We start from the raw sequence: 19,407 nt of genomic DNA, 5'->3' as shown, positions 1-19,407 counted from the left end.
TGGAAGCCACCGCGACTCCGGAACCGGTGACCGAGGACCATGGAACCGGTCAGACGGTCATCGAGTCGGGCAGCCGCGGCGGCTCCCGGCGGGAACCTGGGGGATGCGCGTGTCGGTGCGGGTACAGACGACGCAGGTCCGGACGCTGACGGTGGGCCCCCCGGGCGCCTCGAACGAGGTCCTGGTCGTCGGGGACGGGACGCCCGTGATCCTGGTGGCCCACGCCTGGGGCGCGTCCGCCCGGGTCATGCTGCCCACGGTCCTGCGGCTGCCCGGCACGAAGGCCGTGGTGAACTTCCGCGGCTACGGCGGGTCGGCACCCCGTCCCGACGGCTGGACGTACGCCGATCTCGCCGACGAACTGGCCGGCGTCGCCGAGGCCGTCGGGGCGACCACCGGCGTCGGGCAGAGCATGGGGGCCGGCGCGTTGCTGGCACTCGCCGACCGGCAGCCGGACCTGTTCACGACGCTGGCGCTGCTGCTGCCGCCGGCACTGGACGAGCCGATCCCCCCGGACGTGCTCGAGATGTTCCGCCGCATCCACGGGGCCCGGCTCGTCGGCGACCCCGACGAACTGCGCGCCGAGATCGCCGCCTGCATGACCCCGGAGCTGCGCGGCGCCCGCGGTGGTGACCTGTACCTGCGCGCCTACGCCCTCATGCTGCTGGCCTGCACGGCGCCCACCGAGCGGCCGGGCAACGCACCGGTCGCCAGCCGTTCGGGGCTGGCCCGGGTGGGCGCGCGGACGCTGGTCGTCGGGCAGGAGGGCGACCTGATCCACCGCACCGCCACGGTGGCGGAGGTCGCGACGGCGCTGCCGCGGGCACGGACGCACGTCTTCCCGGCGGCGGTGCCGATGTGGAGCGACCGGCGAACGCTTCGCGGCCTGCTGACCGACCACCTCGCGGACTGACCGCGCCAACCGGGCTCGAACGCGCCACCGGGGACCGTGTAAGGTCGATTTCCAGGTCGAGGGGCGCTGCAACGGGCCGGAGGTCCGCCACGCTCGGCTGGAACCACTCCGTAAGGGCGCCTCCCGTCACAGGGAGGTGTGTCTCATGGCTGAGTCCGGAACACGCGTTGTCGGCAGCGCCGAGCGGGCCCTGCGGGACCTGCTGGAGCAGCGGGTCGTCGTCCTCGACGGCGCCTGGGGAACGATGCTGCAGAACGCCGGCCTCACCCCCGCCGACTACCGCACGGAGCGGTTCGCCGACCATCCGAAGGACGTCACCGGCGACCCGGACCTGCTGAACCTGACCCGGCCGGACATCATCCTCGACGTCCACCGGCAGTATCTGGCCGCGGGCGCGGACATCACCACGACGAACACCTTCACCGCGACGAACATCGGCCAGGCGGACTACGGCCTGCAGTCGCTGGTGCGGGAGATGAACGTGGCGGGGGCCCGGCTGGCCCGGCAGGCCGCGGACGAGGCCGCGGCGAAGAGCGGCTCGCCGCGGTTCGTCGCCGGGTCGATCGGCCCGCTGAACGTGACGCTGTCGCTGTCGCCGCGGGTGGAGGATCCGGCATACCGCGCGGTGACGTTCGACGAGGTGAAGACCTCCTACGCCGAGCAGATCGCGGCGCTGGCCGAGGGCGGTGCCGACCTCCTCCTCATCGAGACGATCTTCGACACGCTCAACGCGAAGGCCGCGATCGCCGCGGCCCGCGAGGTCGCCCCGCAGCTGCCGCTGTGGATCTCGGTGACGATCGTCGACATGAGCGGGCGGACGCTGTCCGGGCAGACCGTCGAGGCGTTCTGGAGCTCGATCGCGCACGCCGAGCCGCTGGTCGTCGGGGTGAACTGCTCGCTGGGCGCCGAGGAGATGCGCCCGCACGTCACCGACCTGGCCCGGCTCGCCGGCACGTACACCGCCTGCCATCCGAACGCCGGTCTGCCGAACGCCTTCGGTGGCTACGACCAGACACCGGCGGAGGCCGGCCGGCTGATCGGCGGGTTCGCGGCCGAGGGCCTGGTCAACGTGGTCGGCGGCTGCTGCGGGACGACACCCGCGCACATCGCGCGGATCGCCGCCGCGGTCAGGGAGGCGGCCCCCCGCGCCGTCCCGGAGCTGCCCGCGCGCACCCGGTTCAGCGGCCTGGAGCCGTTCGAGATCGGCGCGGACACCGGCTTCGTCATGATCGGCGAGCGGACCAACGTCACCGGTTCGGCCCGGTTCCGCCGGCTGATCGAGGCCGACGACTACCAGGCCGCGATCGACGTCGCCCTGGAGCAGGTACGCGGCGGGGCGAACCTGCTGGACGTCAACATGGACGCCGACCTGCTCGACAGCGAGCGGGCGATGACCACCTTCCTCAACCTGCTGGCCACCGAGCCGGAGGCCGCCCGGCTGCCCATCATGATCGACAGCTCCCGCTGGAGCGTGCTGGAGGCGGGGCTGCGCTGCGTGCAGGGCAAGGGCGTGGTCAACTCGATCAGCCTCAAGGAGGGCGAGGGCCCGTTCCTGGAGCNGGCCCGGCGCATCCGCGACTTCGGCGCCGGCGTGGTCGTGATGGCCTTCGACGAACAGGGCCAGGCCGACACCACCGAGCGCAAGGTGGCCATCTGTGCCCGCGCCTACGACCTGCTCACCCAGCAGGTCGGCTTCCCGGCCACCGACATCATCTTCGACCNGAACGTGCTCGCGGTGGCCACCGGCATCGCCGAGCACAACGGCTACGCCAAGGCGTTCATCGACGCCCTGCCGCTGATCAAGCAGCGGTGCCCCGGCGTGCGCCTCAGCGGTGGCATCTCGAACCTGTCGTTCTCGTTCCGGGGCAACGACGTCGTCCGGGAGGCGATGCACTCGGCCTTCCTGCTGCACGCGGTGCGGGCCGGGCTCGACNTGGGCATCGTCAACGCCGGCCAGCTCGCCGTCTACGAGGACATCCCCGCCGACCTGCTTGAGCTGGTCGAGGACGTCCTGTTCGACCGCCGGGACGACGCCACCGACCGGCTCGTGGCGTTCGCCGAGACGGTCAGCGGCAGCGGGACGAAGCGCGTCGTGGACCTGTCCTGGCGGGAGGCGCCGGTCGAACAGCGGCTCTCGCACGCGCTCGTGCACGGCATCGTCGACTTCATCGAGGCCGACACGGAGGAGGCCCGTGCCACGGCGGCCCGCCCCCTCGACGTGATCGAGGGCCCGCTGATGGACGGCATGAAGATCGTCGGTGACCTGTTCGGCTCGGGCAAGATGTTCCTGCCGCAGGTGGTGAAGAGCGCCCGGGTGATGAAGCGATCCGTCGCCTACCTGGAGCCGTTCATGGAGGCCGAGAAGCAGGCCCTGCTCGCCGCCGGCGGCGCCGACGCGGAGCAGGGGCGGCGCGGCAACGGCAAGGTCGTGCTCGCGACCGTCAAGGGCGACGTGCACGACATCGGCAAGAACATCGTCGGCGTGGTGCTGGGCTGCAACAACTACGAGGTCATCGACCTGGGCGTGATGGTCCCGGCCAAGGTCATCCTCGACACCGCGGTCGCCGAGGGCGCGGACGCGGTCGGCCTGTCCGGCCTGATCACGCCCTCGCTGGACGAGATGGTCTCGGTGGCCGGCGAGATGCAGCGCCGCGGCCTGAAGCTGCCGTTGCTGATCGGTGGGGCGACCACCTCGCGGCAGCACACCGCGGTGCGCATCGCACCCGCCTACGAGGCCACAACCGTGCACGTCCTGGACGCCTCCCGGGTCGTCGGCGTGGTCTCCGACCTGCTCGACGGCGACCGGGCGGCCGACCTCGCCGCCCGCAACCGGCAGGAGCAGCAGCAGCTGCGCGAGCANCACGAGAAGCGCCAGCAGCAGCCGCTGCTCACCCTCGCGCAGGCGCGGGCCAACCGCGAGCAGGTGCCGTTCGACGACCTGCCCGTGCCCGCCTTCACCGGCCTGCGGGTCGTGCGCCCGGAGCTGGCCGAGCTGCGCGCGATGATCGACTGGCAGTTCTTCTTCCTCGCCTGGGAGGTGAAGGGCAAGTTCCCGGCGATCCTGGAGCAGCCCGTCGCCCGCGAGCTGTACGACGAGGCGAACGTCCTGCTGGATCAGATCATCGCGGACGGCAGCCTGCGCGCCGAGGGCGTCTACGGCTTCTGGCCGGCCGCCGCCGACGGTGACGACATCCTGATCGACGTGGCCGCGGTGAACGCCGACGCACCGGCCGCGGCCGGGCAGCCGACCCGGGACGGCCGGCTGGCGCTGCCGATGCTGCGGCAGCAGACGGCCAAGCCGGCGGGCCGCCCGAACCGCTGCCTCGCCGACTACGTGGCCCCGGCCGGCGACCACCTCGGCGCGTTCGCGGTCGCCATCCACGGCGCCGACGTCCTCGCCGCCAGCTTCGAGGCCAGCCAGGACGACTACCGGTCGATCATGGTGAAGGCGCTGGCCGACCGGCTGGCGGAGGCGTTCGCCGAGTACATCCACCTGCGCGCCCGCCGCGACTGGTTCGAGCCGGACGCCGACCCGGCGCTGGCGGACCTGCACGCCGAGCGGTTCCGCGGCATCCGCCCCGCCTTCGGCTACCCGGCCAGCCCGGACCACAGCGAGAAGCGCGTGCTGTTCGACCTGCTGGAGGCGGAGAAGGTCGGCCTGGGCCTGACCGAGTCGTTCGCCATGACACCCGCCTCAGCGGTCAGCGGGATCATCTTCGCCCACCCGTCCTCGCGGTACTTCACCGTCGGGCGGATCGGCCGTGACCAGGTCGAGGAGTACGCGGCGCGGCGCGGGCAGAGCATCGCCGAGACGGAGCGGTGGCTGCGCCCCAACCTCGCCTACGACCCGAAGTAGCCTTCGACCCGGAGTAGTCGCCCTCCGGCCCCGGGTGACGCGACCGCCACCACCGCTGTCGTTACACTGCGTCACAGTCGGGACGGTGGGAGCCGCGGCGGCGGGACGCCGACCGCGCCGGTGCGCGCCGCCACGGTTCCGGGAGGGGTGGCGTGGCGAGTTCCTCGAAGTCCCCCGGGCAGGAGCCGGCCGGGCCGGCCGGGCGGCTGGACCGCTACCGGCGGAAGCGGGACTTCGCCGGTACCCCGGAGCCCGCCGGCGAGCCGCGGGGTGACGGCCCGCCCGCGGGCCGGCCCCGCTTCGTCGTGCAGCGGCACCGTGCCCGGCGGCTGCACTACGACCTGCGTCTCGAGATGGGCGGCGTGCTCGCGAGCTGGGCGGTGCCGCGCGGCCCCACGCTCGATCCGGCGGCGCGGCGGATGGCGGTGCACGTCGAGGACCACCCGCTGGAGTACCTGGACTTCGAGGGCGTGATCCCGCCCGGCCAGTACGGCGCCGGAGACGTCATCGTCTGGGACATCGGCACCTGGGCGCCGCACGGCACGGACGACCCGGTCGCCGCCGTCGCCGCCGGCGAGCTGCACGCGGACGTGTTCGGCCGGAAGCTGCGGGGCCGCCTGGTGCTGATCCGCCGGGAGGAGCCCCAGTGGCTGCTCCTGCACAAGCGGGACGCCGAGACGATCCCCGGGTGGGATCCGGAGGAACACCCCCGCTCGGTGCTCAGCGGCCGCACGAACGACGAGGTCAGGGCGGCGCCCGAGCGCGTCTGGCGGTCCGGTCCACCCGCGGGTCGCGCCGGTACCGCCGGCACGGCCGGTACCGCGGAACCGGCGGTGCGAGCGCCCGCCGGGACCGAGCTGGCCGCGCTCGACGAGCTCGGGCCGAGCGGGGTGTGGGAGGTGTACGGCCGGCGGCTGCGGCTGACCAACCTGGACAAGCCGCTGTTCCCGGCGGCACCGGGGCGCCCGGCGACGACCAAGCGGGACCTCGTCCGCTACGCCGCGCTGGTCGCGCCGACCGTCCTGCCCTACCTCGCCGGCCGGGCGCTGAACATGCACCGGTTCCCCGACGGCGCCCAGGCTCCCGGCTTCTGGCACAAGCAGGTCCCGGCGCACGCCCCCGACTGGGTCACCCGCTGGCGCCCCCGGCGGGTGACCCCCGGCCGGACGACCGCGCATCTGGTCGTGGACTCCCCCGCCACGCTGGTGTGGGCGGCCAACTTCGGCGCGCTCGAATGGCACGCGTGGACGGCGCCGGTGGACGCCCCCGACCACCCCTCGTACGCGCTCATCGACCTCGACCCGGGTACCGGGACAGCCTGGGAGGAGGTGCTCCTGCTGGCCCGGCTGCACCGCACGGCGCTGGAGCACCTCGGGGTGACGGCCCGGCCCAAGGTCACCGGGCGCCGGGGCATCCAGATCTGGGTCCCGGTCGCGCCGGGCACCGGCTTCGAGGAGACCAGGGACTGGGTCGCCCAGCTCTCCCGGGCGGTCGGGGCCGTCGTCCCGGACCTGGTGAGCTGGAAGTGGGAGGTGCGGGAACGCGCCGGCCGCGCCCGGCTCGACTACACCCAGAACGCCCCGAACAAGACCCTGGTCGCCCCCTACAGCCCGCGCGCCGCCGCCGGGGCGCCGGTCTCCGCGCCGATCGACTGGGACGAGCTCGACGACCCGGCGCTGCGCCCGGACGGCTTCACGATCCACTCGGTCCTGCGCCGGCTCGCCGAGCGCGGTGACCCCTTCCGCGCCGTGCTGGCCGCGGGGCAGCCCCTGCCGCCGGTGACCTGACCGCGGGCCCGGGACGGATCAGTCGGCGAGCTCGCTGATCTGCATCACCGGAGTGATCGTGGTGTAGTTCGCCAGATCGGAGCTGATCTCCGAGCTGTCGGCGCTCATGGCCTTCTTGAGCTCGTCCATCGACTCGAAGCGGAAGTGTGCCGCCGCCACGTACGGCCCCCGGATGCCCCGGTCGACCTCCACCTGGGTGAGCCCCCACATCCTGCAGGCCATCGGGATGTGGGAGTTCAGGTAGTAGTCATGGTCGAACGTCGCGCCCTCGGTCTTCGGGTACAGCACGCTGAGCCGGATCACGGCGATGGCCTCCTCGCTCGCGGCGCCTGCCAGATGATGTGCCAGATGAGACGCCCGTCCCACAGCTTCTCCCAGATCACCTGATCGGCGCATCCGTCCCGAGTGGGAGGCTTGGCCCCGTACCGGAGAAGAAGTCCAGGGTGAGCCGGGTCTTGGTCTGCTGCGGCCCGGTGAGGTCGACGCCGTGCCGGCGCAGGACGTCGGCCGCGCGGGCGGCGACCGGCAGGGCCTCCGCCGGGGCGCAGCGGGTCGACAGCTCAAGCAGGCGGGACCCGTCGGGATAGGTCCACCGCTCGACGAACAGGCGGCGCCCGAGCCCCTCCGGGCGGATCTTCGCCCGGCGCGCGTCCACCGGGCCGAACATCATCAGGTCCTCCACGGCGAAGCCGGCCGGCAGGCGGGCAGCCAGCAGCCGCAGCTGCGGGCGGGTGAAAAGGCGGTGCGGCGGCCTCGACCGGGTCATCACCCGCGCGACGTCGTCCGTGCCGAGGCGGGCCCGCAGCGCGCCGGAGCAGACGTAGTAGCCCGGCATCCCGTCGACCTCGATGACGAAGTCCTTCGAGCGCCGGAGCCGGCGCGGGACATCGGTGGGGACGAGCGGGCGGAGCTTGACGACGGCGTCGTCGGAGCCGCCCGCGATGCTGCGCAGCCGCGCCACCGCGCCGTTGCGGTGCAGCGCCCGGTCCGGGGTGTCGAGGTAGAGAACGCGCTGGCGGCGGGCCCGGGCGAAGTCGACGCCGAGGGCCACGCAGGTGCTCTCGTGCGCGTCGGTGGGCACGACGAGCTTCAGCTCGACGCGGTCGGCCTCGCCGGCCAGTGCCAGCAGCCGGTCGAGCTCGGAGTCGGGAAGCTGCCAGAACCGCTGCGCGGCACGCCGGCGCCGGGCGGAGGCCGAGCCGCTCGGCACCGCGGAACCGCCGTGGGCCCGGCCGCGGGGCGGCTCGGCGCCGCGGGAAAGGACGGATACGCGGAACTCACGCAGCGCGGCAGGATGGATACGGCTCATCGAAGCTGATCGTAGATGTTCAGGCCGGCCTTCCCTCGACAAAGGAAGATTCCTTCTTCCCGTCGAAGATCCACGGAGAAAAACGAGAACACGGGCGGCCGGGCCGCCCGTGGTCGTTTCCGGCCCAACGGGCCCGGTGCTCAGTCGTCGACGAGCTTGATGGCCTGCTTGGGGCAGGCCGCGACCGCCGCCTTCAGGTCGGCGCGCAGCTCCTCGGCGGGCTGCTCATCCAGGATGACCAGATAGTCGTTGTCGTCAAGCTCGAACACCGACGGGGCGATGCCCACGCACAGCGCGTTGCTCTCGCACAGCTTGAAGTCGACGACCACTCGCATACTGACCTCCGTCAGGCAGAAAAGTTCGGACCGGGACGACGTCCGCCGTCCCGTTAGGCGCCGCTCACGTCCGTGACCGGCGGCCCGTTGGACGCATCCTTTCGTGCGCACGCATTCGCGCGCACGGCTTGCTGGCGGAGGTCAGGCTACGGCCTCCTCGCCCACGAGTGTGGTGCGGTGCATCAGCCTGCGGGAGGTGGCCGTGTACGGGATCGCCCGGTGCAGCATGCCGGTGTTGTCCCAGATGACGAGGTCGCCCGGGCGCCAGTGGTGGCGCAGGACGAACCGCGGCTGCGTCGACCAGTCGAGCAGCCGGTCCAACAGCTCGCGGCTGGCCTCCGGTGACCAGCCGACGACGTGGCTCGCGGTCGCGCCGACCAGCAGCGACTTGCGCCCGCTGCGGCGGGTCCAGACCAGCGGATGCTCGCGCTCGGGCACCCGGGCCCACGCCGCGCGGGTCTTCTCCGAGGCGTCCGGCTCGGAGAGGCTCTGGGCGGCCGCGAAGCTGTGCACGACGCGCAGCTGGGCGAACTGCTCCTTCTCCGCGTCCGACAGGGCGTCGTAGGCCGCGTAGGTGTTGGCGAACTCGGTGTCGCCGCCCTCGTCGGAGACCTGGCGCGCGGTCAGCAGCGTGGCCTTCTGCGGCAGTTCGTCAGTCGCGCCGTCGATGTGCCAGAAGAACGTGCCCCGGCGGTAGGGGGCCAGCACGCTCTCCGCCGGGTCGAGCGTGATCTTCGAGACCTCGGGGAGCCCGTCCAGGCCGCCCATGGGCGCGACGACGACCGTGCCGAGCAGCCGGCTGAAGGCGACCAGGTCCTCGTCGCCGATGTTGACCTCGCGGTAGACGACGACACCGTGCTTCTCCAGCAGCGCCCGGCACTCGGCCGCCGCCGTCTCGCCGACAAGCTGGTGACCCTCGGCACCGGCGATCTCGACGCCGACCTCCGGGCTGATCGCGGAAACGGTCACGGCCATGGCTGCTCCTGTCAGATCCTTGTGCGAGGCCGGCCCCGGCCGGCGCCGGGGCGGCGGCTCTCGGCGCTCAGTCGTGGCTCTCGTGGAGGTCGTCGTCCAGCGGCAGCTCGAAGGAGAGCATCATCATCGCCAGCATGTCGTAGGTGCCGGTCGTGAAGATGATGTCGAGCAGTTGCTGCACGTCGAACTTGGTGGCGAGGATCTCCCACGTGGGCGCGCTGATCCCCCCGTCGTTGATCAGCTCGTCGACGGCCCGGATCAGGGCCGCCTCCAGCGGGTCCCAGAACGGCGCGTCGGGGCCCCACGCCACGCGGGCGATCTCGGCGTCGGTGACACCGAGATCGCGAGCCATGATCACATGCTGCGCCCATTCGTAGGCGACCTTGCGCACCGCGGCCACCCGCAGGACGATCAGCTCGCGCTGACGCAGCGTGAGGGTGGTGCCCCGCAGAATGTGGCCGTTGAAAGTGAAGAACGCATGCGCCAGGTCGAGATGGTGGGCGAGCGTTCCCAGCGTGTTCAGGGCCTTGGAGCGCCCCTCGGTGGGCAGCGGAGGATGCCGCGGCGCCGCCGGAGTCATCGCGGCCAGGGCCGCGCGCATCTCCTTCGGCCACTCCCGCAGGGGACGCGGTTCGATCCGTGCCATGTCAGGCTCCTCCGCCGTTGAACCAGTGAGTGCTCGAGCGACCGCCAGCGACGCCCATCGCCCCGAGTACCGATCGGACCACCGTCACCCACCGAGCCCCGGACGAGGGCACAGCGCTGATCGAACCTCGGGGGCCGATCGCGCCCAGCGGCTGGCCGGATACCAGCCAATCACACTGGACCAATGCTGAAAAATGACTATCACCTGACGTTCGGCCGGTCAAGAGTCGGAGATTCACCCCGCCCGGACATCACCCGGACATCACCCGGAAGAATCTTATATGGCAGGTTCGAGAATGGTCATCACGGTACCTCCCCGCCGCCCGGGCCGCACGGGGCTCGGGCCACACCACCCGACGCCACCGCCGCCGGCGGTCCGAGGTCGCGACGGCGGGGGGGTCGCCGACGGCGGCGGGTATGGGCGCGCCGCGGGCGTCGGCCACCGGCCGCCGCCGGGCGGGACGAGCCCGACAAATACCCGTTCGGCACGTTGCGCGTGAATACTTTTCTCAAAAGAGGGAACCCCATTCTCGCCGTACTGCCGAGCGCGGGTGATATCCCTCCCGAGGTCGCCGCGGCGGACGGTGCGGAGCGGGTGGTCCGCCCGAAGAAGGGCCCGCCCGAAGAAGGGCCCGCGCGAAGAAAGGCGGCGCGAAGCAGGCCGGCGAAGAAGCTCGGCGGGAAAGAAGGCGCGGCCCGAGGAAGGCGATGCGAAAGAGGACGCGCTCGGCGAAGGCCGGCGGGCGCGGATCAGCGACGCCCCCGGCCGCGGCCGCGGCTCCGCGCGGCCGACCGCCCCGGCGGCAGGTACACGCCGTCGTGTACCTGCCGCCGGGCGGCGGGCCGGAGATCGGTGACTCAGGCCGTCAGCGGCGGCTCGCGCCGCCCCGCGGCACGTCCCGGAACGCCACTCCGCGGTCCATCGCGGGCTCCCGGGGCATACCGAGCACCCGCTCGCTGACGACGTTGCGCGCCATCTCGGTGGTGCCGCCGCCGATGCAGCTCACCTGCCGCAGCAGGAAGTCGTTGCCGCACTCGGCGGTCGCGCCGTCGTCGTCGGTCCACGCCGCGCCGGCCCCGCCGGCGATCTCGAAGGAGAGGGTCGACGTCCGCGCGGCCGTCACGCCGGTGAACAGCCGCCCGACCGCCGCCGACTGGTCCGGGATCTTGCCGGCCCGCATGCCGGTGGAGATCCGCTCCTGGAGCGCGTGGGTGACGATGTCGAGCATCCGGCCCTCGCCGATGAGGTCCCGGGCCAGCGGGTCGTCGAGTCGGCCCGCGTCCCGCGCGATCTCGACCAGGTGGGTCGCCCGGATGCTGCCGCGCGCCCCGTTCTTGGGGATGGTGACCAGCGGCGAGTTGTGCAGCATCCGCTCGTGGAACATCCAGCGGGTGCCGACCGTCCAGCCGTCGTCGACCTGGCCGACCCGGTCGGAGTCCGGCACCCGGACGTCGGTGATGAACTCCTGGCAGAACTCCTTGTTGCCGTTCAGCATCTCGATGCGGTGCACCTCGATACCCGGCTGGTGAATCGGCATGATGAACACCGTCAGGCCGCGGTGCTTGGGCACATCCCAGTTCGTCCGGGCCAGGACCAGGCCCCAGTCGGACCACCAGGCCCCGGTCGTCCAGATCTTGGACCCGTTGAGGATCCAGTCGTCACCGTCCCGGACGGCCGTGGTCAGGGCGGCGGCGACGTCCGAGCCGGCGCTCGGCTCGGAGAGGAACTGCATCCACAGCTCCTCGCCCCGCAGGATCGCGGGGATGTGCCGGCGCTTCTGCTCCTCGGTGCCGAAGTCCAGCAGCACCGCCGCACACGGAGAGAAGGTCGGCGCCTGGATCTCGGACGGGTACTCGTAGCCGGAGATCTCCTCGCTGAAGGCCCGCTGGTGCTCCGGCGTCAGGCCCTGACCGCCGTACTCCTTCGGGAAACAGATCCCGGCGAACCCGGCGTCGAAGAACATCCGCTGGATCTCGCGCTGCCGGGCGACGGCGGCGAGCTCCTCCTCGTCGCTGTGGCCCGCCCGCATCACGCCGACGCCGGAGTTCGCCGGCAGCGGCGCCAGGTTGGCGCGGATCCAGTTCCGCGCCCGCAGGCGGAAGCTCTCGACGTCCTCGATGTCGCCCACCGCTGTGGCGCTGCCGCTCGTGGCGCCCGTGCTCATGCCCGCTCCTTCAGGTGCTCGACCACACTGGCGATCCGCTGCCGGTGCTCGGCCGGTGTTCCGTACAGCGCCCGGTCGAGGACGACCCGGCGCAGGAAAAGGTGTAGATCATGCTCGAAGGTCACGCCGATGCCACCGTGCATCTGGACGCAGTCCTGGAGCAGCTCCGAGCCGTAGTCCCCGATGAACGCCTTGGCGACGCTCACCAGCTCGGCCGCGTCGGGCGACTGCGCGTCGACGGCGCTCGCCGCCTTGTCACTGATCGCGTGCGCGGCCTCCAGCCAGGACTTCATGTCGGCGAAGCGGTGCTTGAGCTCCTGGTAGGAGGCCAGCGGCCGGCCGAACGAGTAGCGCTCGAAGGCCCACTGCACGGTGAGGTCGAAGGCCGCCTGCATCGCGCCCACGCTCTCCGCGCACTGGATCACCAGCGTCAGCTGAAGCTGACGCTCGATCTGCTCGGCGGCACCCCCGAGCTCGCCGACGACGGCGCTCAGCGGCACCCGCACGCCGTCGAAGCGCACGGTCGAGAAACGCCGGGTCAGGTCCACGGTCTTCAGCGGGGTGATGGTCACCCCGGGCGCGTCGGCCGGGACCAGCACCTGGGTGAGGCCCTCCGCCGTCCGCCCGGTGACCAGCAGGTACCCGGCCTGGGCGGCCGACTCGACCGGGCGCTTCACGCCGTCGAGGACGATCTCGTCGCCCTCGACCCAGCAGGTGAGCCGCACCGTGCCCAGCCGGTCGTTCGGCGCCGGCTCGGTGTGCGCCCACGACGCGATGGTCGCGCCCTCCAGCAGGCCCTCCAGGACCTCCAGGTGGGCCTCGCCGCCGGTGGCACTCAGGGCGGCGGCGACGACGTTCGTCGGCACCAGGGGCCCGGGGGCCGCGCGGAGCCCGAACTCGTGGGCCGCGATCGTCAGATCGACGAGACCGGACCCGCTGATCGAACCGCCGCCGTGCTCCTCGCTGACGAGCAGGGACGTCCAGCCGAGCTCCGCACCGGCGCGCCAGTAGTCCGCGTCGAAGCCGGNGGGGTCGTCCCGCAGCAGCCTGATCCGGTCGACGGGCACCCGGTCGCTCAGGTAGCGGGCGGTCGCCTCCCTGAGGACTTCCTGATCAGCATCCAACTCCAGCAGCACAGCCTGATACCTCCACGTTGCTCCAGCCCTCACGCGACATCTGGCACCGCAGGAGGTGAGAAAAATTTATAGGCGTATTTGACCGGCGTTCAACCCGTAGCACGGGACGGGCCTCCCGCGCACCGAGGGACCTCGACATCCACGGGGCTGCGAGGGGTCTGGCCGGCGACCAACAGCCGCGGGCCGGCCGACAACTGGGACTCCGGTCAGCTCAGGCGCCCTCCGCACACCCAGGCCGCACCCCCACACTGCCATCTCGGCTTTTCCCGGGTCCGACCGGCGGGGGACCGGCCACCCTGGGTACCGGGGGCCGACGGAACCAGCGCCGCGAGTGGGCATCTGTTGACCCTCAGTGTGAAGGTGTGGGTCAATGCGGCATCGACGCCGGAATCGGGGGCCCGTCGATCGCGGTTTGCATCCGTCCGCCTGCGACCGGCGAAGGAGACCGATGCGTCCCGAGCACGTCGAGTACGACGTCGTCGACGATCACATCGGCGTCATCGCGTTCCGCCGCCCGCGGGCCGTCGACACCCACGGAGCGCACCATGCCCAGCTGCTGCGCGAGCTCGACGACGCCTGGCGGACGGCCGCCGAGGACAGCCGGGTCCGGGTCGTCGTGCTGAGATCCGCCGGCCGGCACTTCTTCGCCCGCCCGGACGGGTCCGGCGGCGGGGAGATCCGCCACCAGCGCCACTACGCCAGGGCCTGGCGGGACATCCCCAAACCCGCGGTCGCGGCCGTCCAGGGCAGGTGCCTGGCCGGCGGCGTGCTGCTGTGCTCGCCGTGCGAACACGTGGTCGCCGCCGACGACGCCGAGTTCTCCCACCCCGGGCCCGGCGCGGAGATCCTCGACGGCGCGGGCCGCCACGCGGCGGCGGGCAGAACCCTCACCGCCGCCGAGGCCCAGGCTCTCGGCCTGGTGACCACGGTGGTGCCGCTCGCCGCGCTCCACCGCACCGCCCTGACCCTCGCCCGCGGCCTCGGCCTCGGTGGGGCCGCGTGAGCCCGGACGGCCGCGCGAGCACCGACACCGACACCGACACCGACACCGACACGGGCACGGGCACGGGCGTCCTCGTCGATCATGGTGGCGTCCGGCTGCATGTGCTGGACAACGGCCGCTCCGATCGGCCGGCACCGCCGGTGGTCGTCGTTCCCGGCATGGCCGAGGCCGCGCGGGAGTACCGGTGGCTGCTCGAGCGGCTCGGGGACCGCCGCGTGCTGGCCGTCGACCTGCGTGGCCGGGGCGACAGCGACGCACCGGCCACCGGTTACGCCTGGGAGGACCACATCGGGGACCTGCGGGCGGCCGTGACCGCGCTGGGCCTGCGCCGACCCGTGCTGGTCGCCTTCTCGCGCGGTTCGTCCTACGCCCTGGGATACGCGCTGCGGTATCCCGACCAGGTCGCCGGGCTGGTCGTCGGCGACTACTGGGCCCGGCACGTGCGCCCGCCGGACGCGGTCGTGGAACGTCAGCTGAGCACCCGGATCCGCGGCGTCCCGATGTCGGAGCGGATGCCGCGGCACGCGGCGCGCGCGGTCTTCGCCGAGGCCCGCGACCACGTGCTCTGGGATCGTCTCCCCGAGCTGCGCTGCCCCGTCCTGGTGATCCGCGGCGGGCGCCGCGGGGCCGTCGTGACCGACGAGGTCGCCACCCAGTGGCGGGACGCGCTGCCGACGGTGCGGCTCGCGACCGTCGAGAACGCCGGGCACGATCTGTGGAGCCGCGACCGGGACGCCTACCTGGCCGCGCTGCTGCCCTTTCTCGCCGCGCTCGGCTGACCCGCGGGTACCCGGCGTGGGACGGTAGCGTGGCCGGGGTACCTCGCGGACCCCGGGCATCCGTGCTGCCCGCCGGCGGGGCGACCCGCCTGACATCACGTACAGCATTAATTACTCCCACGGAACGTGATGTTCGTCTGTGGCGAATCAGATGCGCGGTCTCGTCCCGCGCGGGATTGTCTGTCTTGGCGCGCCTCGCGGGGCCCGCCGTTTTCCCGCCCGCCTCGTCCAGTGGAAGGTCGATCGATGCACTTCGAACTCACTCCGGATCAGGAGCAGCTCAGGGCCGGTGCGCGCGAGCTCGCCCGCAGCTTCGGGGACGACTACTGGGCGGAGAAGGACCAGAAGTGCGAGTTCCCGTGGGAGTTCTACAACGCGTTCGCCGAGGGCGGCTGGCTCGGCATCGCGATCCCCACCGAGTTCGGCGGCGGCGGGCTGGGCATCACCGAGGCGGCGCTCCTGCTGGAGGAGATCGCGGCCTCCGGTGCCGGCATGAACGGGTGCAGCACGATGCATCTGACGATCTTCGGGCTGAACACGATCGTCAAGCACGGCAGCGCCGACCTGCAGAAGGAGATCCTGCCGCGCGCGGCGGACGGGTCACTGCACGTCTGCTTCGGCGTGACCGAGCCGAACGCCGGCACGGACACCACCCGCATCTCCACGTTCGCGCAGCGGGTCGACGGCGGTTACGTGATCAACGGCCGGAAGGTCTGGATCACCAAGGCCGGTGACTCGCAGAAGATGATTCTCATCACGCGCTCGACGAAGCGTGATGAGGTCACCCGCCCCACCGACGGCATGACGCTGTTCCTCATCGACATCGACCGGGACAAGATCGACCTGCGCGCCATCCCGAAGATGGGCCGCAACGCCGTCTCCTCGTACGAGGTCTTCATCGACAACCTCTTCGTGCCCGAGTCCGCGCGCATCGGCGAGGAGGGCAAGGGCTTCAAGTACCTGCTGGACGGGCTCAACCCGGAGCGGATCCTGCTGGCGCACGAGGCGCTGGGCATCGGCCGCGCCGCGCTGGAGAAGGCCACCCGGTACGCCAAGGAGCGGGTCGTCTTCGAGCGGCCGATCGGCCAGAACCAGGGCGTCGCGTTCCCGCTGGCCGAGGCCCAGATCCGGCTGGACGCCGCCGAGCTGATGGCCCGCCAGGCCGCCTGGCGCTACGACCGGGGCCTGCCCTGCGGCCCGCAGGCGAACATGGCCAAGTGGCTGTGCGCGGAGGCCGGTTTCCAGGCCGCCGACCAGGCCGTCCAGACCCACGGTGGGATGGGCTACGCCCGCGAGTACCACGTGGAGCGCTACTTCCGTGAGTCGCGCGTGATGCGGATCGCCCCGGTCAGCCAGGAGATGGTGCTCAACTACGTCTCCCAGCACGTCCTCGGCCTGCCGAAGTCGTACTAGCCGGCCGGCGGCCCGGCCCGGCCCGCCGGCCGCTCAGATCGACAGGTGAGCGTTCACCGCGCGGGCCTGTTCCGCCAGTTCGGGTAGTTCCACGACGGTGAGGCCGGCCGCGGCGAGGAGCTCGCAGCCCTGGCAGTCGGCCACGAACAGGCTCGGCTCGCGCCAGGCGATCACCACCCGCGGGATCTTCGCGGCGAGGATGAGCTGGGTACAGGTGCGCGGTCGGGATCTGCGCTGCGAGCAGGGTTCCAGCGTGCTGTAGATCGTCGCGGTGGCGAGCCGGGGGTCGTCCGGGGCGATCTTCGCGAGGGCGGACTCCTCGGCGTGCACCGCGTCGTCCACCTCCCGGGAGAAGCCCGACGCGATCTCCTCGCCGTCCGCGCCGACGATCACGGCGCCGACCGAGTAGGCGCCGGTGGCCGGCGGGCAGCGGTGGGCGAGGTCGACTGCCCGCCTCATCCACCGGTGGTCGTCGAAATGGGGCATGGGATCGCTCGCCCTCCCGCGGGGCGGGTCACGGCGCACCCCCCGTGCCCGCCGGCCGCGCGGTCGCTGTCCGGATGACGTCATCGACAGCATCGTCTGACAGCGATGTCCGTGCGAGCGGACGGCCGGCGGCGGGTGGGTGGACAGGCGGTCCCGGCGACCGACCGCCAGTGACCAGCCGACTTCGGCAGGTGACCGGTGGCCGGTGGCCGGTGGCCGCCAGCCGGCGCGCCGGGCTACCCGGCGTGGCCGGCCACCGCCCCCGCCGGGCGGCGGCGCCACGGGAGCAGGCCGCCGGGCTCCCGGGCCACCACACCCGTCACCGCACCGGTCACCGTGCCGGTCATCAGCGCCGTCACCGCGGCCGCGGCGGCGGGGAGGCGCTGCGCCGGCACGGCGACCCGCGGTCGGGGCGCACAGTCCCGCAGGGCGGCGAGCTCGTCCAGCCACAGCTGGGCGAGCCGCTCCCGGCCCGGCACGCTCTCACTGGCGACGAACATGACACCGACCCGGTTGTCGACACCGAACATCGCCACGGCGAGGTGCTGGCGGCCGACCAGCAGCGGCCCCATGCCGATCAGGTCGGTCATCGGCCGGCCGGCGACGGACAGCGGGCCGCGGATGGTCCGGGCGTTGGTCGCCACCAGGGCCATCTTGCCGATCTGGGTCGGGTAGCTGCCGACCTCCGCGAGCATGCGCTGGCTGGCGAACCTCGCCATCGCCGGGAAGTGGTGCCGTTCCACCAGCCCGAGCCCGCCCCGCTTCATCCGGGACGTCGCCGCGGCGATCCGGGCCAGCCGCCGGGCCGGGTCCGGCTCCGCGCAGTAGAGCGGCACCCGGGCCCCGGTGTTGTAGTTCGACAGGATGTCCCGCTCCGCGGCGGCGCGGATGCTGACCGGCATCAGGGCGTGCACGGGCCGCGACCCGCGCTTCCAGTCGGCCGGCGACCAGGCCCGCAGCGCACCGGCGAGCGCGGCGAGATACACGTCGTTCACGGTCACGCCGTGCGCGCGGGCGATCGAGCGCAGCGTGCCGACCTCGACCGAGACCCAGTCGTGCCGCGCGGGGCCGGCCGGCGGGCCGCCCCAGCCCGCCAGCCGGCGGGTCGGCAGCAGGCAGCCGACGCCCCGGGCGACGAACTTCGCGTACTCGACCGGCCGCGGCCGGGGGATCGTCCCGGGCAGGCCCAGGTCGATCTCGTCGCTGTCCCCGAACAGCAGGTACATGACCCGGTAGAGGGCCATGCCGTCCTGCTGGACGTGGCTGGATCGGTACACCAGCGTCGTTCCGGTGGCACCCGGCGTCGGGTCGCGCAGCAGGTAGAGCATCCACGGCGGCCGGGTCAGGTCGACCGGCCGGCTCACGATGCTGTCGACGGCGGCCCGCAGCCGCTCGTCGCCGCCCCGCTCGCCGATGCCGGCTCCGGTCCCGGTTCTGACGCCGCTGTTCGCCTCGCCGGCCGCCGGGTCGGCGGGTGGCAGGTCGACGGGTGGCAGGTCGACGGCGACGACGTGATCGTCGAGATTCAGGCCGGGATCGGAGACCCAGCGGGTCTCCTTCGCCGTGGAGCCCCGCTCGGCGGACCAGACCGTCACTGTCTCCAGCCGGTCGGTCAACATGCGGGCACGCGGGTCCCGCAGCCGCTCGGCGATGTGCGCCCGCAGTTCCGCCAGGTCCAGCTGCGGGCCGTCGAAGTGCAGGAGTGCGCCGATGTCCTGGTGCTCCCCCGGATGGCGCTCGACGAAGGCGAGGTAGGCCCGGTCCCCCGGGGTCAACGGTCGCACGTGCGCGGGCGTGTAGTCGGTCTTCCTGATCGCGCCGAGCAGGGCCATCAGATGCTCACCCACCCCGTCTGCGGGCAGTGGGTACAGGTCGGGACCGTCCGGTCGTCAGCCCTGGCAGATCGGCGCAACTGTGCGCGAGAGATACCTATACCCATGCATCAGTTACTACTCGTGTTTGTCGCGACATCCAGCGTTGTGTCCGACGTCTCGTCGACGGGCTTGCGGGACGCACAGCAAGTAGCTGATCACCGGCAGGAATCGGGGTCCGCGACCAGCGGATAAGCCGGATCCCCTCATGACAACCGTATCGACACCCGTCGGGCACCAAGGTGTGCGCGGGCGCGCGCCGGAGCGGTCAGGTCCGCCCCCGCCCCGTCGAGATCCGCCGCGGTGGGCACCGTCGCCCGCCGATCAGGATATTGGTCACCCGCCGTGATGGACGGCAACACGACAACCCGTCGCAGGCACCTTCGGCGGGCACCCCCGAGACCCTGCTCACAGGCCCCCGGGACATCTCACCGCACGCATTGCCCGAAGCCCGTCGGCCGCGGCGGCTCCTTTCTCTGCCGGCCGCCCGCCCAGGCTTTTCCGGGCCGGTGCCGGCGCGCAGTTCTGGGCGCATCCGCCCGTTGCCCGACCGGCGAGCGCCCCGCCAGCCTCCACGGGCGACCCCCTGACCAGGAACTTCGCCGCCTGGCGGGGCGGTACGCCACCCAGCGGGAAATCGCGGGAAGACAATGTGGCCACCGTGCTGCGCGCATCAATACCGATATTCTCCGGCCCGGAACAACGCACCACCCGGCCCACCGGCCGGAATTTTC

At 72.5% G+C, this 19,407-nt stretch carries 15 protein-coding genes, 5 pseudogenes and 1 riboswitch; of the genes and pseudogenes, 10 read left to right on the top strand and 10 right to left on the bottom strand.

The genetic code is table 11. The features are described 5' to 3' along the window. Positions 1–103: 103 nt before the first annotated feature. The 7 genes and pseudogenes from UG55_RS11375 to UG55_RS11365 all read left to right on the top strand — a co-directional run bounded on the left by UG55_RS11375 (position 104) and on the right by UG55_RS11365 (position 6,556). Positions 104–913, top strand: coding sequence for an alpha/beta fold hydrolase (locus UG55_RS11375; protein ID WP_066066848.1), 810 nt, complete (start codon positions 104–106; stop codon positions 911–913). Between the two features lie 52 nt (positions 914–965). Next, positions 966–1,042: riboswitch (S-adenosyl-L-homocysteine riboswitch) on the top strand. A 16-nt stretch (positions 1,043–1,058) separates the two neighbouring features. Beyond that, positions 1,059–2,472, top strand: a pseudogene (locus UG55_RS35515) (homocysteine S-methyltransferase family protein); the annotation flags it as partial. Position 2,473: 1 nt separating this feature from the next. Then, positions 2,474–2,634 (top strand): annotated as a pseudogene (locus UG55_RS35510) (dihydropteroate synthase); the annotation flags it as partial. A 1-nt stretch (position 2,635) separates the two neighbouring features. Beyond that, a pseudogene (locus tag UG55_RS35505) lies at positions 2,636–2,846 on the top strand (dihydropteroate synthase); the annotation flags it as partial. Between the two features lies 1 nt (position 2,847). Further along, positions 2,848–3,772: pseudogene (locus UG55_RS35500) on the top strand (B12-binding domain-containing protein); the annotation flags it as partial. 1 nt (position 3,773) lies between these two features. Beyond that, a partial coding sequence (locus UG55_RS35495; RefSeq protein WP_304440403.1) for a vitamin B12 dependent-methionine synthase activation domain-containing protein occupies positions 3,774–4,769 on the top strand: 996 nt, incomplete at its 5' end. A gap of 152 nt (positions 4,770–4,921) precedes the next feature. Beyond that, positions 4,922–6,556 carry a DNA polymerase ligase N-terminal domain-containing protein gene (locus UG55_RS11365; protein ID WP_066066844.1) on the top strand — a complete coding sequence of 545 codons (1,635 nt, stop codon included), beginning with the start codon at positions 4,922–4,924 and terminating at the stop codon, positions 6,554–6,556. A gap of 18 nt (positions 6,557–6,574) precedes the next feature. Here UG55_RS11365 and UG55_RS11360 read toward each other — a convergent pair whose 3' ends face one another. From UG55_RS11360 to UG55_RS35490, 8 genes and pseudogenes are all read right to left on the bottom strand, one after another. Next, entirely contained in the window at positions 6,575–6,922 is a 348-nt protein-coding gene (locus UG55_RS11360) for an EthD family reductase (RefSeq protein ID WP_242424163.1), read from the bottom strand. 13 nt (positions 6,923–6,935) lie between these two features. After that, positions 6,936–7,865 (bottom strand): CYTH domain-containing protein, encoded by a 930-nt coding sequence (locus UG55_RS11355; protein ID WP_128422945.1) that lies wholly within the window; start codon positions 7,863–7,865, stop codon positions 6,936–6,938. Positions 7,866–8,005: 140 nt separating this feature from the next. Continuing rightward, a complete protein-coding gene (locus tag UG55_RS11350; protein WP_066066842.1) occupies positions 8,006–8,200 on the bottom strand; it encodes a ferredoxin in 195 nt (64 codons plus the stop codon). Positions 8,201–8,341: 141 nt separating this feature from the next. Then, positions 8,342–9,175 carry a TauD/TfdA family dioxygenase gene (locus tag UG55_RS11345; protein ID WP_066066840.1) on the bottom strand — a complete coding sequence of 278 codons (834 nt, stop codon included), beginning with the start codon at positions 9,173–9,175 and terminating at the stop codon, positions 8,342–8,344. A 67-nt stretch (positions 9,176–9,242) separates the two neighbouring features. Further along, entirely contained in the window at positions 9,243–9,821 is a 579-nt protein-coding gene (locus UG55_RS11340) for a carboxymuconolactone decarboxylase family protein (RefSeq protein WP_066066838.1), read from the bottom strand. Between the two features lie 865 nt (positions 9,822–10,686). Beyond that, on the bottom strand, positions 10,687–11,985 hold the full coding sequence (locus UG55_RS11335) for an acyl-CoA dehydrogenase family protein (protein ID WP_066066836.1): 1,299 nt from the start codon (positions 11,983–11,985) through the stop codon (positions 10,687–10,689). Next, a pseudogene (locus tag UG55_RS11330) lies at positions 11,982–13,012 on the bottom strand (acyl-CoA dehydrogenase family protein); the annotation flags it as partial. The gene UG55_RS11335 and the pseudogene UG55_RS11330, both read right to left, overlap by 4 nt. 1 nt (position 13,013) lies before the next feature. Then, positions 13,014–13,121, bottom strand: a 108-nt coding sequence (locus tag UG55_RS35490) for a hypothetical protein (RefSeq protein ID WP_242424190.1), incomplete at its 3' end; no start/stop codon positions are given. A gap of 448 nt (positions 13,122–13,569) precedes the next feature. Between UG55_RS35490 and UG55_RS11325 the strand changes: the two genes are divergently transcribed. The 3 genes from UG55_RS11325 (at position 13,570) to UG55_RS11315 (ending at position 16,316) form a co-directional block, all read left to right on the top strand. Beyond that, positions 13,570–14,124 carry an enoyl-CoA hydratase-related protein gene (locus tag UG55_RS11325; protein ID WP_066066832.1) on the top strand — a complete coding sequence of 185 codons (555 nt, stop codon included), beginning with the start codon at positions 13,570–13,572 and terminating at the stop codon, positions 14,122–14,124. Further along, the gene (locus UG55_RS11320; RefSeq protein WP_083986675.1) at positions 14,121–14,903 is read left to right on the top strand and encodes an alpha/beta fold hydrolase; all 783 of its coding nucleotides are present in this window, start codon (positions 14,121–14,123) and stop codon (positions 14,901–14,903) included. Before UG55_RS11325 ends, UG55_RS11320 begins: the two co-directional genes overlap by 4 nt. Before the next feature lie 246 nt (positions 14,904–15,149). Further along, complete coding sequence (locus UG55_RS11315; RefSeq protein ID WP_066066829.1) at positions 15,150–16,316, top strand: acyl-CoA dehydrogenase family protein; 1,167 nt, start codon at positions 15,150–15,152, stop codon at positions 16,314–16,316. Between the two features lie 33 nt (positions 16,317–16,349). Here the strand turns inward: UG55_RS11315 and UG55_RS11310 are convergent, their stop codons facing one another. Together UG55_RS11310 and UG55_RS11305 are read right to left on the bottom strand one after the other, a co-directional pair. Continuing rightward, the gene (locus tag UG55_RS11310; protein WP_066066981.1) at positions 16,350–16,802 is read right to left on the bottom strand and encodes a deaminase; all 453 of its coding nucleotides are present in this window, start codon (positions 16,800–16,802) and stop codon (positions 16,350–16,352) included. Positions 16,803–17,038: 236 nt separating this feature from the next. Then, complete coding sequence (locus tag UG55_RS11305) at positions 17,039–18,634, bottom strand: WS/DGAT domain-containing protein (protein ID WP_066066980.1); 1,596 nt, start codon at positions 18,632–18,634, stop codon at positions 17,039–17,041. Positions 18,635–19,407 lie beyond the last annotated feature (773 nt).

Source organism: Frankia sp. EI5c, from assembly GCF_001636565.1.
GTDB lineage: Bacteria > Actinomycetota > Actinomycetes > Frankiales > Frankiaceae > Parafrankia.
This window is presented reverse-complemented; position numbering and strand designations above follow the sequence as displayed.

What these genes read in the sequence shown, in the direction of transcription:
- UG55_RS11305 (WP_066066980.1), bottom strand. Translation starts at nt 18,634, where the DNA reads ATGGCCCTGCTCGGCGCGATCAGGAAGACCGACTACACGCCCGCGCAC.
- UG55_RS11315 (WP_066066829.1), top strand. Translation starts at nt 15,150, where the DNA reads ATGCACTTCGAACTCACTCCGGATCAGGAGCAGCTCAGGGCCGGTGCG.
- UG55_RS11325 (WP_066066832.1), top strand. Translation starts at nt 13,570, where the DNA reads ATGCGTCCCGAGCACGTCGAGTACGACGTCGTCGACGATCACATCGGC.
- UG55_RS11335 (WP_066066836.1), bottom strand. Translation starts at nt 11,985, where the DNA reads ATGAGCACGGGCGCCACGAGCGGCAGCGCCACAGCGGTGGGCGACATC.
- UG55_RS11350 (WP_066066842.1), bottom strand. Translation starts at nt 8,200, where the DNA reads ATGCGAGTGGTCGTCGACTTCAAGCTGTGCGAGAGCAACGCGCTGTGC.
- UG55_RS11340 (WP_066066838.1), bottom strand. Translation starts at nt 9,821, where the DNA reads ATGGCACGGATCGAACCGCGTCCCCTGCGGGAGTGGCCGAAGGAGATG.
- UG55_RS11355 (WP_128422945.1), bottom strand. Translation starts at nt 7,865, where the DNA reads ATGAGCCGTATCCATCCTGCCGCGCTGCGTGAGTTCCGCGTATCCGTC.
- UG55_RS11345 (WP_066066840.1), bottom strand. Translation starts at nt 9,175, where the DNA reads ATGGCCGTGACCGTTTCCGCGATCAGCCCGGAGGTCGGCGTCGAGATC.
- UG55_RS11310 (WP_066066981.1), bottom strand. Translation starts at nt 16,802, where the DNA reads ATGCCCCATTTCGACGACCACCGGTGGATGAGGCGGGCAGTCGACCTC.
- UG55_RS11375 (WP_066066848.1), top strand. Translation starts at nt 104, where the DNA reads ATGCGCGTGTCGGTGCGGGTACAGACGACGCAGGTCCGGACGCTGACG.